Below are 15,013 nucleotides of genomic sequence, written 5' to 3'. Positions count from 1 at the left end.
GGGCGTGAATGTCGAGATCCTCCCCGCGGATCTCATTCAACTCAGCATCTACCGTCGAAGCCGAGCGCTTTTGCTAGCCTCCGATCACGACCGCGTCGGTGGCCACAGGCGAGCGGTATGCACCAAGGTCAAGATCCAGACGATATCGGCCCGTACGTCATAGACCAGCCGATAGCTCTCGTGCGGGACCAACTCGCGGGTGCCCGGGATCTGTCCGGCCCGTCCCAGCAGGGGGTGCTCGGCCAGCCGGCCGACAGCTGCCGAGAAAAGCTCATCCATGCGGATGGCGGCGAGCGGGTTGTCCTGCGCGATGAAGTCGACGATGTCGGCGCGGTCTTGCTCGGCGGACAGGGTCCACACGACCCTCATGCGTCAGCGCCGCCGGCTTTGTCCCGCAGTGCAGTGCGGCGAGCGGCAAAGCGCGCCTCGACCTCGGCGTCACTGGCGTATTGACCGGACGAGATCTGCGCGCGCGCCGTGTCGACCTTGGCGCGCAGGAAGCTGTCGTACTCACGGGCCTGCCGTTGCCGCTCGATGAACTCGCGCATCAGTTCGCGCACCACCTGCGATGCAGGCCGGTGGCTCGCTTCGGCCTCGGCCATGAAGGCGTCGCGCAGTTCCGGCTCCAGCTTCATGGTGAACATGGCTTCTTTGGACATGAGGTACTCCGAAAACTCTGGCACCTACAAAGTATATACAACGTCGATACCTGCTATTGCATTGCTTCGCCGATTAGTGGCTGCGCGCTCGCTCAAAATCGAACGCACTAGAGTCGGCATTAGTGCATCAAAACAGCGGTTCGTTAGACCCGGCTTCGGCGTCGATCCGATATCCCATTGCCCGGTATCCGCGCTGACGCTTGTCCCACATACGCAGCAACGCCGGATGGCCGGTGTCCACAAAGTCGATGATCTTCACGTCGGTCTTGCCGGCATGCTCCCGGTGGAGGCGACCGGCGTACTGCTGCAGCGTGCCTTTCCAGGACACCGGCATGGCGAGGATCAGCGTGTCCAACGGCGGGTGGTCGAAGCCCTCCCCAACCAACTTTCCAGTCGCCAGGAGGACGCGCGGCGCGTCGGGCGCCAGTGCCTCAAGGCCTGCCACCAGCGCCGCACGCCGCTTTCTGGACATCCGGCCATGCAATACGAAGAGTGCCGACCCAAGGCCGCCGAGGGCTGCCTCGATTGCGTCGAGGTGTTCCGTGCGCTCTGTCAGGACCAGCATCTTGCGCCCCTGCGCGAAGGCGTCGCGCACCTCGGCGGCGATGGCCTCGGTCCTGGCCTGATCGTTGGCAAGTTGCCGGAAGACGTCCTGGATGCCGGCGTCCTGCGGCAGATCGATCCGGACATGGCGGGACCGCGGCACCACCGCCAGGTCGTGCGGCGCTCCGGCCGGCGTGGTCGCCGTGTGGCGAATCGGACCGCACTGCATGAAGATGATCGGCTGCTGGCCGTCGCGTCGGATCGGGGTCGCCGTCAGGCCCAGCACATATTTGGCCTTGGTCCGCTTGAGGATGGCGACGAAGGAGGCTGCGCCGACATGGTGGCACTCGTCGACGATCACGTGGCCGTAGTCCTCGACCAGTGGGGTCACCTCCCCCTGGCGGGACAGGGACTGCATCACGGCAATGTCGATTCTGCCGGTCGGCTTGGCCTTGCCGCCGCCAATGGTGCCGACCACGCCCTTACCGACGCCAAGAAAGGCATGGAGCCGCTCCTGCCACTGCTTCGCCAGCTCGGTGCGATGCACCAGCACCAGGGTGTTGACACCCCGGCGCGCGATCATCGCGGCAGCAGTGACCGTCTTGCCGAAGGCCGTTGGGGCGCACAGTACGCCGGCATCGAAGGACAGCATCGCGGCGACAGCGGCCTCCTGATCTGGACGCAGATTGCCGACGAACGATACGTCCAACGGCTGACCGCTGAAGCGCTCGTCTCGCAGGTCGCAGGCGATGCCGTTCTCGCGCAGCAACGACAGCGCAGCGCCCAGACACCCACGGGGCAACGCGATGTGCTGCGGGTAGTTCTCGGCGCAGCCGATGACGCGCGGCTTGTCCCACACCGACATTCGCATCGCCTGCGCCTTGTAGAACTCAGGGTTCTGGAACGCCGCCAAGCGGATCAGGCGATTGGCCAAGGGCTGAGGCAGTTGCGCCTTCTCGAAGTAGATCAGGTTGGCAAGGGTCAGCGTCAGCGAGCGGGGCATCGACCCTGTCAGCTTGTTCGACGCCGTGCTCTCGCGTGTCCACGGCGTAGCCAAGTCCTCGTCGTCAATGAAGGTGACGTCCAGCGGATGGACGCCGCCCGTGGCACGCAGGATGGTCGGCTCGATGTCGTGCACGTCCATGGGCTGGATCGAGGCCAGGAACGCCCACTGGTTCGGGTAGGGGCGCAGCTCGGCGTCGACGAAGACGCTGAAGCCTTTGTGCCTCGGGCCCTTCTGCAGCGGGAGCGCGATCAGGTTGCCAAACCCGCCCTTGGCTATCGAATCCTGATGCGGGAACAGCCGGTCGTAGGACGTGAGCCGGAGCTGCCGCGTGCGCGCGCAGGTGTGGCTGATGATCGCCGTGCCCAGGCGGCGGACATCGCGCGCCGACACGCGGCGGACAAAAAACACCCAGGCATGGGCGCCCTGGCCGGATCGCGAAACCTCCAGCGCTGCCGGTACGCCCAGCTCCGCGCAAGACGACATGAACGCTTGTGCATCGTCCCGCCACTCGGCCTCGTCGAAGTCGACGGCCAGGAAATGGGAGCTATCGTCCTCCAACAGCGGATACACCCCGACCGTGTGCCCGCCGGCCAGGTGGTTGTAGATCACCGTGTCCGACAGCGGGACGAGCAGACGATTCCCGCAGTCTCCGCACTTGATGCGCGGCTTCTCGCAAACGTCGGCGCGCCACTCATTCGCACAGGCCGGCGCATAGCCAGATTTGCCCGTGGTCTTGCTTTCCCATCGGACGGGGAACACATCAGTACGGCCACGAAAGAGCCGTCGGAAGATAGCGACCTTCTCGTCGGTGGACAGTCCCGATGGCTCGACGGGCAGAGGGGACGACTGCTGCTGCGCCCGCCATTCGATGCCGTGCGATTCGAGCAGCGCGATCAGCCGGCTGTTCTCCGCACGCAGCGCGATGAGTTCATCGCGCTGCGCCATCGAATCCATGTTCGATCAGCAAATCATCCATCTCTTCACCGACGCCGTAGCCCACGTTGTGGCCGAGGCGTCGGACAGCATCCAGGCGCCCCAGCAGTTCGGGCCGACGATCCTTGGGCAAAGCACCGATGACCTTCAAAGCCTGTGCAAACATCCGCACCAAAGCGTCGAAGTAACCCTCGTCCTGCAGGCCGACATCGTTGCTGAAGCCCGCCGCGCGCTCGCAGAAGAACACCATCAACTCGACCAGGCCCTCCGGCCGGCCAACGGCCTTCCTGTAATCCGCGATGGCCTTTTTGGCCTTCGCGACCGAGGTGTCCTGGTTCTTGAACATGTCTGGCCAAAGCCAGCGGTCGATGGTCAGCTTGTACGGCTTCAGCACATCGTCGCCGAGACCGAACCGGGAATTCAGGAAGACCTGGTTTTCCTTGCTGGCGGCGTAGAGGTCTTGCACCAGGCCGAGCAATCCCTGGCGGTCGAAGCCGGCGAGCTTGTCCTTGACGTCGCTCCAACTCGGCGCTTTCCTCGTAGCCATGCTCACTCCTCCGGTTTCAGCAATTCCTTGGCAGCACCCTGCGACGCCAGCACGCGACCGCGTTCTGCACGAGCAAATAGCGGCACAAGATCAGCGTCAATCCAGCAACGCAAAAATGCCGTCAGGAGGAACGCTGCATTCTTTCCCGCTTACCTTCGGCAGGACCTGCTGCAACAAATAGCCATATCTTTCAACAACTTGGAATTCTTGAGAAGCACCATGGATGCCGTGCTCAACGGCATCAGATCGATCTAAGCCATCGATCTATATGGGCGTTCTTCGCGCCCCTCACTCCCACTCAATGGTTTCCGAGGGCTGGAAACCCGCATAAACGCTTGGTTTGAGGGGTTGGGGCATTGTGCTTTACCGTCACTTCTACCGTCGAAAAACGAGCGCTTTTACTGGCGCCGGAGATGGGCTCGGTTTGCGGGGAAGCCACTCCTGCCTATCAATCGTCAACGATCGCCAGCAACCAAGGCTCTATTTTTGCCCGCGTTAAACGCGCTGGCTGCAAGACGGCGCAGGCAGGGTGTCCTACCCGGCTTCCGGGATGGATTCGCCTCACGCGGTGGGAGCGCTGTTCCGAAACTCACGCCTTCGGCATTTCCAGGCAGCCTTCAATGGCATTGCGTTAGCTAGTCTTTTATTGACAAATGACTAATTATTGCAACACACTTCAGGGATGGGCTCGGACTCCACGCTCGAACAAGCCGTCCTCGCGTTCGCCGGACGTCGGCCACTGCTGCGCGCGCGAGATCTGGCTGAGCAGGGCCTTCCGACCGTGGTGCTCAGCCGGCTGGTTGCAGCCGGCAAGCTTGAGCGCATCGCCCGCGGCGTCTACAGCCTGCCAGGGCGCCCGCTCAGCGAGCACCGGTCTCTGGCCGAGGTAGCCCTGCGCGTGCCGCGTGGCGTGGTGTGCCTGCTGTCGGCGCTGCGCGTCCATGGCATCGGCACGCAAGCGCCCTTCGAGGTCTGGATGGCGATCCCCCATCACTCGCCCACACCCCGGCTGGACCAGCCTGCCCTGCGCGTGGTGCGCATGTCGGGCGCCGCTCTGACCGAGGGCATCGAGCCGGTCGAGATCGACGGTGTGAAAGTCCCGGTGTTCAACGCGGCCAAGACGGTGGCCGACTGTTTCAAGTACCGCAACAAGATCGGCCTGGACGTGGCGCTGGAAGCGCTGCGCGATGGCTGGTCGCAGCGCAAGCTGACCATGGATGCGCTCTGGCACTACGCCACGGTGGATCGCGTTGCCAATGTCATGCGGCCCTATCTGGAAAGCGTCATCGCATGAGCCGCAACCTGGCCGCTTCCATCCGCGCCCGCCTGAAGCAGCGCGCCGATGCCACGAAGCAGGACTTCAACCTGACGCTGACTCACTATGGGTTGGAGCGGCTCCTGTACCGGCTGTCGGTATCGCCGCATGCCGCCAACTACCTGCTCAAGGGCGCACTGCTGTTTTCGCTGTGGTACGACCAACCACATCGGCCGACGCGGGATGCGGACCTGCTGGGCGTCGGTCCAGACGATCTCGACACCGCCGTGGCGGCCTTCCGCGAGATCTGCCAGATCGAGGTGGAGGATGGCATCGCATTCGATCCTGCCTCGGCCAAAGGCTCGGTGATCCGCAAGGAGGCGGGCTACGGCGGTGTGCGGATCGACCTGCGGGCGAAGCTGGATGGTGCGCGCATCGCGCTGCAGGTGGACATCGGTTTTGGCGACGCGGTCACGCCGGCGCCGGAGACGGTCAGCTACCCGGTGCTGCTCGAAGACCTGCCCGCCCCGCAACTGCGCTCCTATCCGAAATACACGGTGGTGGCCGAGAAGTTTCATGCGGTGTGCCTGCTCGGCATGGCCAATACCCGCATGAAGGACTACTTCGATCTCTGGGTACTGCTTGGCGAGGATGCCTTGGAAACCGCCGAACTGCGCCGCGCAGTCGAGGCCACGTTTGATCGGCGGAAACTCGCGATGCCCAGCACCCTCCCCTCGGGCTTGAGCGATGCATTCGTGCTGGATGCCGCGAAGCAAAGGCAGTGGGCCGCCTTCCTGAAAAAGAACCGACTCGAGGCCCTTGACCTCGCCCAGGTCGTCGCGCTGTTGCGCGGCGAGTTCCAGAAACTCGGGGTCCTCTGAATTGCACTGCCTTCGCGAACGCTGGCGGCGGAACGATCCTGTACGGGATTGCCGATGAAGACGTCGAGGGTGTGCCTGCTGCGGCGGCACTCAAGCACAGTCCCGCATCTGAGCACAGATGGACGATCAGCAGCACCTCATACCATCGGCGCATGAGCACAGGATCAAGATTCGAACGCGCGCAATTGGTCGACATCGGCGTCAACTTCCACTCGGCGCAGTTGGTGCCGCTGACTGATCAATTGTTGATGCGTGCACGGGCGGCTAACGTGAGCCAGATCCTCGCGACAGGCACATCGGTGGCTTCCAGTCGTCTGGCCCTTGAGCTTGCAAGGGCCAACCCGGGCACCGTCTTCGCGACTGCGGGAGTGCACCCCCACGGCGCAAAGTCGTACGACCCAAGCGCCTTCCGCGAGCTGACCGAACTCTGGGCATGCCCGGAGGTCGTGGCGGTTGGAGAGTGTGGCCTTGACTACAACCGCAACTTTTCGACTCCCCAGGCGCAGCGCATGGCGTTCGAGCAGCAGCTATCAATGGCTGTAGAGACTGGCAAGCCGCTTTTTCTTCATTGCCGCGACGCCTTCACCGATTTCCACGACATGCTTGCCCCTGTGATTGCCGACGGAGCGCGAGGCGTCGTGCACTGCTTCACCGGCAACCGCGTGGAAGCAGAAGCCTTTCTCGCGATGGGGCTCGACATCGGCATCACGGGCTGGGTCACAGATCTCCAACGCGGCCAGGCGCTTCGAGAGGCCCTGCCGGCCATACCGCTGGATCGACTGCACCTTGAGACGGATGCCCCCTATCTGTTTCCCAAGAATGCCGAAAAACGTCGTGGACACAACGAGCCGGCCAATCTTCCTTGGGTCGCCGCCAGCGTGGCAGAGCTGATTGGGCGCGACGTCAACGAGGTCATTCGAGCCTGCAGTTCCAATAGCCGACGAATGTTCGACCTTCCAGGCAATTGATCCCAACTACAGCTGTTACCCCGGTGCCGCAAGTGTCGGCGGCGGGATCGGCAGCTCTTTCAACAACTTTGAGCTCTCGAGAGGCACCATTGATGTCGTGCCCCGAGATCGACTCGATCTAAGCCATTGATTTGTATGGGCGTTCTTCGCGCCCTCATTCCCACTCAATCGTCGCCGGCGGCTTGCTCGACACGTCGTAAGTCACGCGGTTGATGCCACGCACTTCGTTGATGATCCGCCCCGACACCTTCTTGAGCAGCGCGTACGGCAGCTCCGCCCAGTCGGCCGTCATGAAGTCGCTGGTCTGCACCGCGCGCAGTGCGACGACGTAGTCGTAGGTGCGGCCATCGCCCATCACGCCCACGCTCTTGACGGGCAGGAACACGGTGAAGGCCTGGCTCGTGAGGTCGTACCAGGTCTTGCCGCTCTCGTCCTTGAAGTTGCGCAGCTCCTCGATGAAGATCGCGTCGGCGCGGCGCAGTAGATCGGCGTATTCCTTCTTCACTTCGCCCAGGATGCGCACGCCCAGGCCGGGGCCGGGGAACGGATGGCGGTACACCATCTCGGGCGGCAGGCCGAGCGCCACGCCGAGTTCGCGCACTTCGTCCTTGAAGAGATCGCGCAGCGGTTCGAGCAGCTTCAAGCCGAGTTGCTCGGGCAAGCCGCCGACGTTGTGGTGGCTCTTGATGGTGACGGCCTTCTTGCTCTTGGCGCCGCCCGATTCGATGACGTCGGGGTAGATCGTGCCTTGCGCGAGGAAGGTCGCGCCCTTGTGGCCGCCATCGCCGGCCTTCAACTTGGCGGCCTCTTGCTTGAACACGGTGACGAACTCACCGCCGATGATCTTGCGCTTGGCTTCGGGATCGCTCACGCCCGCCAGCTTGCCGAGGAACAGGTCGCTTGCATCCACGCGAATCACCTTCGCGTGCAGCTTGCCTTCGAACATCTCCATGACCATGTCGCCTTCGTTCAGGCGCAGCAGGCCGTGGTCGACGAACACGCAGGTGAGCTGGTCGCCGATGGCGCGGTGAATCAACGCGGCAGCCACGCTCGAATCGACACCGCCCGAGAGGCCGAGGATGACTTCTTCATCGCCCACCTGCTCGCGGATCTTCTGCACGGCTTCGGCGATGTGGTCGCGCATGACCCAATCGGGCTTGGCTTCGCAGATGCCGAGCACGAAGCGTTCGATGATCGCCTTGCCCTGCACCGTGTGCGTGACTTCGGGATGGAACTGCAGCGCGTAGTAGCGGCGCGCCTCGTCGGCCATGCCGGCGATGGGGCAGCTGTCGGTCGAGGCCATGAGCTTGAAGCCGGGCGGCAGCTCGGTGACCTTGTCGCCGTGGCTCATCCACACATTGAGCATGCCGTGGCCTTCGGGCGTGGTGAAGTCGGCGATGTCCTTGAGCAGCGCGGTGTGGCCATGGGCGCGCACGGCTGCGAAACCGAACTCGCGCTTGTGGCCGCCTTCGACCTTGCCGCCGAGCTGGTGCGCCATGGTCTGCATGCCGTAGCAGATGCCGAGCACGGGCACACCGAGGTCAAACACGGCCTGCGGGGCCTTGTCGGTGGTTTCTTCGTACACGCTCGCGTGGCTGCCCGAAAGGATCACGCCCTTCAGGTGCCCGTCAGCCGCGTACTCGCGCACCCATTCGTCGGTGACGTCGCAGGGATGCACTTCGCTCAGCACATGCGCCTCGCGCACGCGGCGCGCAATGAGCTGGGTGACTTGCGAGCCGAAGTCGAGAATGAGGATCTTGTCGTGTTGCATGGGCGTTGGACTCAGAGCGTTGAAATGTTGAACAGCTTCACGCCCGCCTTGGGCGCTGCCTGGATGAGTTGCTCGTCGAACGTGGCGAGCGGAAGGTTGAGCGACTTCGCGAGCCACAGATAGCCCGCGTCGTAGGTCGAGATGCCTGCGTCGATGGCCACCGCGAGCACGGCCTTGTGCTGGGCGGGTGCGAGTTCGTGCAGTTCGACGCGGTGGCGGATGGCATCGAGCACGCTCCACAGCCCTTCCACCGCGGACGTGGGAATGCGGCCGCTGCGCACGCCGTTGGCCAGAATGTTGGCGCACTCCCATTGCCACGCGTTGGGCGCCTGCGGTTCGACCTCGTCGCGGCGGATGGCGGCGTAGAGCTTGCGGGTGTGTTCGTTGGCCTGGTCGGGCAGGAGCCAGGCGGCGGTGACGGAGGCGTCCATAACGAAGGCTGTCACGATTGCCGACCTTCGTCGAGCAAGGCGCGCAATGAAAGACCGGGCTGGATGGCGGCGTGCAGCGCGTCGATCTGGCCGAGTTCGCGCGCGATCTGCTCGTCGGTGATGACCGGCTTGCGGCGCACCGGCAGCATGCGCACCACTTCTTTGCCGTGGCGGGTGATGCGAACCTCCTCGCCCTTTTCGACCGAGTCGATCAGGGCCGAGAAGTTGTTCTTGGCTTCAGCGATGCCGATGGATTGCATTTGGGCCAGAAAAATTGAATCTGGCCCAAATTCTAAACCGAGTCTGGCCTGACTTTCAAGGTCTGGCCAGATTGGGCCTATTCAGCGCGGTAGTTCGGGGCTTCCTTCGTGATCTGCACGTCGTGCACGTGGCTCTCACGAATGCCGGCCGTCGTGATCTCGACGAACTCCGCCTTGTTCTGCATGTCCGCGATGGTGGCGCAACCGCAGTAGCCCATGCTCGCACGCACGCCGCCGGCCATCTGGTAGACGATGGAGACGATCGAGCCCTTGTAGGGCACGCGGCCTTCGATGCCTTCGGGCACGAGCTTGTCGGTGTTGGGGTTGCCGGTGGTCGATTCCTGGAAGTACCTGTCGGCACTGCCCTGCTGCATCGCACCGATGGAGCCCATGCCGCGGTAGCTCTTGTAGCTGCGGCCCTGGTACAGCACGATTTCGCCGGGGGCTTCTTCGGTGCCGGCGAACATGCTGCCCATCATCACGGTGCTGGCACCGGCGGCGATGGCCTTGGCGATGTCGCCCGAGTAGCGCACGCCGCCGTCGGAGATGAGCGGAATGCCCGTGCCGTGCAGCGCGGTGGCCACGCTGTCGACCGCCATGATCTGCGGCACGCCCACGCCCGCCACGATGCGGGTGGTGCAGATGGAGCCCGGGCCGATGCCGACCTTGACCGCATCGGCGCCGACGTCGGCCAGCGCGCGCGCCGCGTCGCCGGTGGCGATGTTGCCGCCGATCACGTCGACCTGCGGATAGTTGCGCTTGACCCAGCGCACGCGCTCGATCACGCCGGCGCTGTGGCCGTGGGCGGTGTCGACCACGATGGCGTCGACGCCGGCCTTCACCAGGGCTTCGACGCGCTCTTCGGTGCCGTCGCCCACGCCCACCGCAGCGCCCACGCGCAGGCGGCCGCTGGCGTCGCGTGCGGCGTTGGGGAAGCTGGTTTGCTTGGTGATGTCCTTGACGGTGATCAGGCCCTTGAGCTCCCAGTCGCTGTTGATGACCAGAAGGCGCTCGAGCTTGTACTTGTTGAGCAACGCCTTGGCATCGGCCAGCGTGGTGCCGTCGGGCACGGTGATCAGCTTGTCGCGCTGCGTCATGATTTCGCTGACGGGCACGTCGTAGCGGGTTTCGAAGCGCAGGTCGCGCCCCGTCACGATGCCGACCACCTTGCCGCCGTCGATCACCGGAAAGCCGGAGATGCCGAGCTGGTCGGACAGCGCCATCACCTGGCGCACCGAGTGCGTCGGCGTGATCACCACCGGGTCGCGCAGCACGCCCGATTCGTAGCGCTTCACGCGGGCCACTTCGGCGGCCTGCTGTTGGGCGGTGAGGTTTTTATGCACGATCCCCATGCCGCCCTCCTGCGCGATGGCGATCGCGAGGCGGGCTTCCGTCACGGTGTCCATGGCCGCCGAGACGAGCGGCAGGTTCAGCGTGATGTTGCGGGAGAGTTTGGTGGCGAGAGAGGTGTCCTTAGGCAGGACCTGGGAGAACGCTGGCACCAACAACACGTCGTCGAAGGTGAGCGCTTTGCCGAGAAGGCGCATGGGTGAAGCTCCAAAAGACGGATTGTAACGAGGCTCCCGAGCCGTTCGCTGGCGACCGGCTTTTTAGGATCGTTGCAAAAGCACCCTTTGTGTATGTTGCAAAACGTAAGGCCCGGCTAAACTTCGGGGATGAAATTGATGCACTGGCTGCTGGTGGGATGTGTCGTTGCGTTGCCGCTGTCGGCGAGCGCGCAATGGCAATGGATCGACAAGAACGGCAAGAAGGTCTTCAGCGACCAGGCGCCGCCGCCCGATGTTCCCGAGAAGAACATCCTGCGCCGCTCGGGCACGCCGCCGCCGCGGTCCGCCACCGGTGCGACGGATGCTCCCGCGGCCGACGGCACCGAAGCGGCAGCGCCCAAGTCGCGCGACAGCGCCGCCTCGCCCAAGCCGAGCGGCGTCGACAAGGAACTCGAGGAGAAAACCAAGAAGGCCGAGGCCGACGAGAAGGCCAAGCGCGCGGCCGAAGAGGCCAAGGTCGCCAAGGCCAAGGCCGACAACTGCGCCCGTGCCCGCGAAGGCAAGGCCACGTTCGACAGCGGCATTCGCATTGCAAAGGTGAATTCAAAGGGCGAGCGCGAGATCATGGACGACACCGCCCGCGCCGCCGAGCAGAAGCGCGTTCAGTCGGTCATCGACAGCGACTGCAAATAAACCAGCGGCGTCAGTAGCCGGCCTTCCCGCCCTTGCGGCGGTTGGCGAAGAGGCCTGTGCCCCGCGCGCCCTGGCGCTGGAAGCGCTCGCGGCGTGCCACCTTCGGATCGACCGTCAGCGAGCGGCACAACTCGACCCGATCGCCATCCTTCAGCGCCTGCTCCCATTCGACCGCCCTGCCCCAGACGCCCGGCGTCATGGCGTGCCGCCAGTCCAGATCGGGAAAGCGCTCGCGCAGACCGCTGGCCAGCACCGCACCGAGCACGGTGGCATCGGGTTCAACGCAGAGGACCTGCTCGAACACCTCGCGCGCCGCGGGCGAGCAGCTCAGCGTGACCTGGATCATCAAGCGCTGCCGTAGACCTGTTCGGCGCGTTTGACGAAGGCCTCGACCAGGCTGGACGCGATGGTGTCGAACACCGGCCCCACGATCGCCTGCAGGGCGAAGTTGCTGAAGCCATAGCTCATGTGCAGCTCGACGCGGCAGGCGCGCTCGCCCTGCTCGCCCACGGGCACGAACTTCCATTGGCCGTCGAGGTTGGAGAACGGCCCGTCGACCAGCTTGAGCTGCACCTCGCGCCCCGGCACATGGGTGTTGCGGGTGGTGAAGCTCTGGTGAAAGCCGCCGAATGCGAGGCCGACCTCGGCGGTCATGCCGGCCTCGTCCTCCTCGAGGATGCGGGCCTTGTCGCACCACGGAAGGAACTGCGGATATTTCGCCACATCGGTGACGAGCGCGTACATCTCTTCGGCGCTGTACCAGATGAGGACGGACTTGTTGACTGTTTTCATAGAATCGGTGCAGCGTGCGCGACGGATTGTATTGAAGCCATGCGCCCCCACCTTTTCGAGCCATGGCCACAAAGAAACAAGATAACTCCTCCCGCATTGCCGACAACAAGAAGGCCGCGTACAACTATTTCTTCGAAGAACGCTTCGAGGCCGGCATGGTGCTCGAGGGCTGGGAAGTCAAATCGCTGCGCGAAGGCAAGGTGCAGCTCACCGACGGCTACGTGGTGATCCGCGACGGCGAACTGTACGTGGTGGGCCTGCAGATCAACCCGCTGAAGAGCGCGTCGACGCACGTCAACCCCGACTCGATCCGCACCAAGAAACTGCTGCTGCACAAGGAAGAAATCCGCCGCCTGGTCGGCAAGGTCGAGCAAAAGGGCTACACGCTGGTGCCGCTCAACCTGCACTGGAAGGCCGGCAAGGTCAAATGCGACATCGCCCTGGCCAAGGGCAAGGCCGAGCACGACAAGCGCGACACCATCAAGGACCGCGAAGGCAAGCGCGAGGTCGAACGCGCGATGAAGAGCCGCAGCCGATAGCGCCTGTTCGTTGCCCAGCATGGAGTGAATCGCAAACTGCCGGCGGTTGTGCGGTGGCCGGCAAGCCTGCCACGTGATGTTTTGCTGAATTGGCGACGCTCGCCTACCGCGATTTGTCGCAAGCCCGGCATAAACTGCCGGATCGCGCAACCACATGGCTTGTTTTCGCGATTTTTCAACTGAAGGAGAAACTGCATGAAATTGCTCAGCGCCTCGATCCTCGCGGCGGCCTTGCTTGCCGGCTGCGGTGGCATGTCCAACAAGACCGCCAGCGCACCTGACACCCCCACGCGCACGGCCGACGGCGTGCTCGTCGGCCCGAACGGCATGACGCTCTACACCTTCAACAAGGACACGGCCGGTGCCGGCACTTCCGCCTGCAATGCGCAGTGCGCCGCCAACTGGCCGCCGTTGCCGGTGGCCGACGCAGCCAAGCCCATGGGCGGCTACACCATCATCATTCGCGAAGACGGCAAGCGCCAGTGGGCCTACAAGGGCTGGCCGCTGTACTACTGGGTGAAAGACATGAAGGCCGGGGACAAGACCGGCGACGGCGTCGGCGGCGCATGGAAGATCGCCCGCCCCTGAGCGACTGCACCGTGATCGCTTGATCGCAAAGGCTCCGGCAACTGCCGGGGCCTTTTTTGTTGGCGCGTGCGCCACGGCAGAATCGCCGCATGAATACTGCAGCTGCGAATCCGGATGCGTTCCTCGCCCTTCTCTCTCACGGCCTGATCACCGACGCGCAGCACGACGCGGTGCTCGCTCATCCCGAAACCGCCAAGCTCCCGCCGATTCCCCGCCCCGCACATGCACTGGCCTGGATGTGCGTGAAGGGCCTGGTCACCCAGGAAGAAATAGACGCCACCGTCGAACGGCTCGAGGAGGCCTCGCCGCCCGTCGCCACCGCCGATGATGCGGCCGACATCGCCTACGACGCCGAAGAGTTCGTGGAACTCGGCGATCGCGGTATCACGCACGAAGCGGTGAACGCGCTCTTCGCCGATGGCCTCGTCGATGCCGAGACGCGGGACATGGCCCTCGAGGAAACGCCGCTGGTCGGCAGCGTGCCCGCCGCACCGGCCGCCACGCTGGCCTGGATGGTGACCGACGGGCCACTTGACAAAGAACTGTTCGAGGCCACACGCGCAGAGGTCGCGGCCGAGCCGGCCTTTGCCATGGCGGCGGACCGGGCCCGCATCGTGGCTGAGGCGCAAGAAAAAATCGTGGCCGACGAAAAGGCCGTCAGCGCGTGGCGGGCCACCGCGCAAGGCAAGCACCGCCGGGGTGCGTGGACCTCCGGGCTGGTCACGCTGGCGATCGTCGGCGGACTGGGCTGGTACCTCTTCGCGTCGGCGGGCGTGCCGGCCTGCGATGCCGACGCCACGCGCAAGACGCTGCAGGGCTTGATGCTCCGCGTATCGATCGACGCACGCACCCAGGGCCTGCGCGAGGTCGGCATCCCAAGCCTGAGCGGCCTGCGCGAAATCGGCTACCGCAAGGACGAACGCATCCGCGGTTGCATGGCGACAATGACACGGGGCGACGAGACCAAGCCGATTGCGTACACGATTGGCCCGGCCTCTGCTGAGGACGACAAGATGACGGTGCGCGGCGCCGACCCGGTCATCGTGGAGGCTCGCTTCGGCAATCTGGATGCCAAAGGCAAACCGCTCTACGACGCCGAGCCCATCGGGCGCGTGGCGGCGGAGAAGGCCTTCCGTGACGGCGTGACCGCCCTGCAGTCGAGCTCGCCCGCAGCGGCGATGCTCCAACGCCAGCTCGAACGCCAGCGCGCGCGCCAACGTTCCACCGCCGGCCTCGTGATCGCTGACGCCGACCGCGAACGCGAGATCGCCGACTTTGAGCCTACCGGTCCCTGCCGTGTGCATGAAGACGGCAAGAGCCAGGTCTGTCCGCTGGTCGTCGAATACAACGACAGCCTGTTGGTCACCATCGGCCGCGCGCAGTCGCTGCCGCTGAGAGGCGAATTCACCTTTGTTCAGGACAACGGCAATTGGCGCATGAGCGACGACTTCGCAAGGCGCTTTACCCGTGCAGTGACGGAAGCCCGGCTGATCGGTTTGGGCGTGACAGACGCCGTTGCGGTACCGGAGTAGGTCTTCGGGCGCCTAGTGTCCTGTCCCGTTAATTCGTAGGCACGAGAACTGCTTGTGGTGAGGCATCCTTGGAGATGCTGCCATGCCCAACGCCCACGTACGCACTG

At 64.4% G+C, this 15,013-nt stretch carries 17 protein-coding genes; 7 read left to right on the top strand and 10 right to left on the bottom strand.

Annotated features, from left to right (window positions below; translation table 11 throughout):
- Nucleotides 1–84: 84 nt before the first annotated feature.
- The 4 genes from ABIC90_RS17880 to ABIC90_RS17865 all read right to left on the bottom strand — a co-directional run bounded on the left by ABIC90_RS17880 (nt 85) and on the right by ABIC90_RS17865 (nt 3,688).
- Nucleotides 85–369 (bottom strand): type II toxin-antitoxin system RelE/ParE family toxin, encoded by a 285-nt coding sequence (locus ABIC90_RS17880; protein ID WP_354356286.1) that lies wholly within the window; start codon nt 367–369, stop codon nt 85–87.
- Nucleotides 366–659 carry an antitoxin of toxin-antitoxin stability system gene (locus ABIC90_RS17875; protein WP_354356284.1) on the bottom strand — a complete coding sequence of 98 codons (294 nt, stop codon included), beginning with the start codon at nt 657–659 and terminating at the stop codon, nt 366–368. The genes ABIC90_RS17880 and ABIC90_RS17875 overlap by 4 nt, the downstream gene beginning before the upstream one ends.
- A gap of 127 nt (nt 660–786) precedes the next feature.
- Nucleotides 787–3,153, bottom strand: a complete 2,367-nt coding sequence (locus ABIC90_RS17870; RefSeq protein ID WP_354356282.1) for a TOTE conflict system archaeo-eukaryotic primase domain-containing protein — start codon at nt 3,151–3,153, stop codon at nt 787–789.
- The gene (locus ABIC90_RS17865) at nt 3,137–3,688 is read right to left on the bottom strand and encodes a hypothetical protein (RefSeq protein ID WP_354356280.1); all 552 of its coding nucleotides are present in this window, start codon (nt 3,686–3,688) and stop codon (nt 3,137–3,139) included. Before ABIC90_RS17865 ends, ABIC90_RS17870 begins: the two co-directional genes overlap by 17 nt.
- A gap of 682 nt (nt 3,689–4,370) precedes the next feature.
- On the opposite strand from ABIC90_RS17865, the gene ABIC90_RS17860 reads away from it, so the two are divergent.
- The 3 genes from ABIC90_RS17860 to ABIC90_RS17850 all read left to right on the top strand — a co-directional run bounded on the left by ABIC90_RS17860 (nt 4,371) and on the right by ABIC90_RS17850 (nt 6,792).
- Complete coding sequence (locus ABIC90_RS17860) at nt 4,371–4,982, top strand: type IV toxin-antitoxin system AbiEi family antitoxin domain-containing protein (RefSeq protein ID WP_354356684.1); 612 nt, start codon at nt 4,371–4,373, stop codon at nt 4,980–4,982.
- Nucleotides 4,979–5,824, top strand: coding sequence for a nucleotidyl transferase AbiEii/AbiGii toxin family protein (locus tag ABIC90_RS17855; protein WP_354356278.1), 846 nt, complete (start codon nt 4,979–4,981; stop codon nt 5,822–5,824). The genes ABIC90_RS17860 and ABIC90_RS17855 overlap by 4 nt, the downstream gene beginning before the upstream one ends.
- A 152-nt stretch (nt 5,825–5,976) precedes the next feature.
- Nucleotides 5,977–6,792, top strand: coding sequence for a TatD family hydrolase (locus ABIC90_RS17850; protein WP_354356276.1), 816 nt, complete (start codon nt 5,977–5,979; stop codon nt 6,790–6,792).
- Nucleotides 6,793–6,946: 154 nt separating this feature from the next.
- Here ABIC90_RS17850 and guaA read toward each other — a convergent pair whose 3' ends face one another.
- From guaA to guaB, 4 genes are all read right to left on the bottom strand, one after another.
- The gene (guaA, locus tag ABIC90_RS17845) at nt 6,947–8,563 is read right to left on the bottom strand and encodes a glutamine-hydrolyzing GMP synthase (protein WP_354356273.1); all 1,617 of its coding nucleotides are present in this window, start codon (nt 8,561–8,563) and stop codon (nt 6,947–6,949) included.
- An 11-nt stretch (nt 8,564–8,574) separates the two neighbouring features.
- Nucleotides 8,575–8,994: a type II toxin-antitoxin system VapC family toxin gene (locus ABIC90_RS17840; protein ID WP_354356682.1), complete on the bottom strand. Its 420-nt coding sequence runs from the start codon at nt 8,992–8,994 to the stop codon at nt 8,575–8,577.
- A gap of 11 nt (nt 8,995–9,005) precedes the next feature.
- Nucleotides 9,006–9,254, bottom strand: coding sequence for a type II toxin-antitoxin system Phd/YefM family antitoxin (locus ABIC90_RS17835; RefSeq protein WP_307599618.1), 249 nt, complete (start codon nt 9,252–9,254; stop codon nt 9,006–9,008).
- Between the two features lie 77 nt (nt 9,255–9,331).
- Nucleotides 9,332–10,801 carry an IMP dehydrogenase gene (gene guaB / locus ABIC90_RS17830; RefSeq protein ID WP_354356270.1) on the bottom strand — a complete coding sequence of 490 codons (1,470 nt, stop codon included), beginning with the start codon at nt 10,799–10,801 and terminating at the stop codon, nt 9,332–9,334.
- Nucleotides 10,802–10,930: 129 nt separating this feature from the next.
- On the opposite strand from guaB, the gene ABIC90_RS17825 reads away from it, so the two are divergent.
- Entirely contained in the window at nt 10,931–11,455 is a 525-nt protein-coding gene (locus ABIC90_RS17825; RefSeq protein ID WP_354356268.1) for a DUF4124 domain-containing protein, read from the top strand.
- 10 nt (nt 11,456–11,465) lie between these two features.
- Here ABIC90_RS17825 and ABIC90_RS17820 read toward each other — a convergent pair whose 3' ends face one another.
- Complete coding sequence (locus tag ABIC90_RS17820) at nt 11,466–11,801, bottom strand: RnfH family protein (protein WP_354356680.1); 336 nt, start codon at nt 11,799–11,801, stop codon at nt 11,466–11,468.
- Complete coding sequence (locus ABIC90_RS17815; protein WP_354356266.1) at nt 11,801–12,247, bottom strand: type II toxin-antitoxin system RatA family toxin; 447 nt, start codon at nt 12,245–12,247, stop codon at nt 11,801–11,803. Before ABIC90_RS17815 ends, ABIC90_RS17820 begins: the two co-directional genes overlap by 1 nt.
- A 62-nt stretch (nt 12,248–12,309) precedes the next feature.
- Between ABIC90_RS17815 and smpB the strand changes: the two genes are divergently transcribed.
- The 3 genes from smpB (at nt 12,310) to ABIC90_RS17800 (ending at nt 14,906) form a co-directional block, all read left to right on the top strand.
- Nucleotides 12,310–12,786 carry an SsrA-binding protein SmpB gene (gene smpB / locus ABIC90_RS17810; RefSeq protein WP_198784005.1) on the top strand — a complete coding sequence of 159 codons (477 nt, stop codon included), beginning with the start codon at nt 12,310–12,312 and terminating at the stop codon, nt 12,784–12,786.
- Nucleotides 12,787–12,981: 195 nt separating this feature from the next.
- Nucleotides 12,982–13,374, top strand: coding sequence for a COG4315 family predicted lipoprotein (locus ABIC90_RS17805; protein WP_354356264.1), 393 nt, complete (start codon nt 12,982–12,984; stop codon nt 13,372–13,374).
- 89 nt (nt 13,375–13,463) lie between these two features.
- Complete coding sequence (locus tag ABIC90_RS17800; protein WP_354356262.1) at nt 13,464–14,906, top strand: hypothetical protein; 1,443 nt, start codon at nt 13,464–13,466, stop codon at nt 14,904–14,906.
- Nucleotides 14,907–15,013: the final 107 nt, after the last annotated feature.

The sequence above is a fragment of the Variovorax boronicumulans genome, assembly GCF_040544675.1.
Lineage (GTDB): Bacteria > Pseudomonadota > Gammaproteobacteria > Burkholderiales > Burkholderiaceae_C > Variovorax > Variovorax boronicumulans_D.
Note: the sequence above shows the minus strand (reverse complement) of the source record. Positions and strands in the feature narration are given on the sequence as shown.

What these genes read in the sequence shown, in the direction of transcription:
- ABIC90_RS17880 (WP_354356286.1), bottom strand. Translation starts at nt 369, where the DNA reads ATGAGGGTCGTGTGGACCCTGTCCGCCGAGCAAGACCGCGCCGACATC.
- ABIC90_RS17875 (WP_354356284.1), bottom strand. Translation starts at nt 659, where the DNA reads ATGTCCAAAGAAGCCATGTTCACCATGAAGCTGGAGCCGGAACTGCGC.
- ABIC90_RS17870 (WP_354356282.1), bottom strand. Translation starts at nt 3,153, where the DNA reads ATGGCGCAGCGCGATGAACTCATCGCGCTGCGTGCGGAGAACAGCCGG.
- ABIC90_RS17865 (WP_354356280.1), bottom strand. Translation starts at nt 3,688, where the DNA reads ATGGCTACGAGGAAAGCGCCGAGTTGGAGCGACGTCAAGGACAAGCTC.
- ABIC90_RS17860 (WP_354356684.1), top strand. Translation starts at nt 4,371, where the DNA reads ATGGGCTCGGACTCCACGCTCGAACAAGCCGTCCTCGCGTTCGCCGGA.
- ABIC90_RS17855 (WP_354356278.1), top strand. Translation starts at nt 4,979, where the DNA reads ATGAGCCGCAACCTGGCCGCTTCCATCCGCGCCCGCCTGAAGCAGCGC.
- ABIC90_RS17850 (WP_354356276.1), top strand. Translation starts at nt 5,977, where the DNA reads ATGAGCACAGGATCAAGATTCGAACGCGCGCAATTGGTCGACATCGGC.
- guaA (WP_354356273.1), bottom strand. Translation starts at nt 8,563, where the DNA reads ATGCAACACGACAAGATCCTCATTCTCGACTTCGGCTCGCAAGTCACC.
- ABIC90_RS17840 (WP_354356682.1), bottom strand. Translation starts at nt 8,994, where the DNA reads ATGGACGCCTCCGTCACCGCCGCCTGGCTCCTGCCCGACCAGGCCAAC.
- ABIC90_RS17835 (WP_307599618.1), bottom strand. Translation starts at nt 9,254, where the DNA reads ATGCAATCCATCGGCATCGCTGAAGCCAAGAACAACTTCTCGGCCCTG.
- guaB (WP_354356270.1), bottom strand. Translation starts at nt 10,801, where the DNA reads ATGCGCCTTCTCGGCAAAGCGCTCACCTTCGACGACGTGTTGTTGGTG.
- ABIC90_RS17825 (WP_354356268.1), top strand. Translation starts at nt 10,931, where the DNA reads ATGAAATTGATGCACTGGCTGCTGGTGGGATGTGTCGTTGCGTTGCCG.
- ABIC90_RS17820 (WP_354356680.1), bottom strand. Translation starts at nt 11,801, where the DNA reads ATGATCCAGGTCACGCTGAGCTGCTCGCCCGCGGCGCGCGAGGTGTTC.
- ABIC90_RS17815 (WP_354356266.1), bottom strand. Translation starts at nt 12,247, where the DNA reads ATGAAAACAGTCAACAAGTCCGTCCTCATCTGGTACAGCGCCGAAGAG.
- smpB (WP_198784005.1), top strand. Translation starts at nt 12,310, where the DNA reads ATGGCCACAAAGAAACAAGATAACTCCTCCCGCATTGCCGACAACAAG.
- ABIC90_RS17805 (WP_354356264.1), top strand. Translation starts at nt 12,982, where the DNA reads ATGAAATTGCTCAGCGCCTCGATCCTCGCGGCGGCCTTGCTTGCCGGC.
- ABIC90_RS17800 (WP_354356262.1), top strand. Translation starts at nt 13,464, where the DNA reads ATGAATACTGCAGCTGCGAATCCGGATGCGTTCCTCGCCCTTCTCTCT.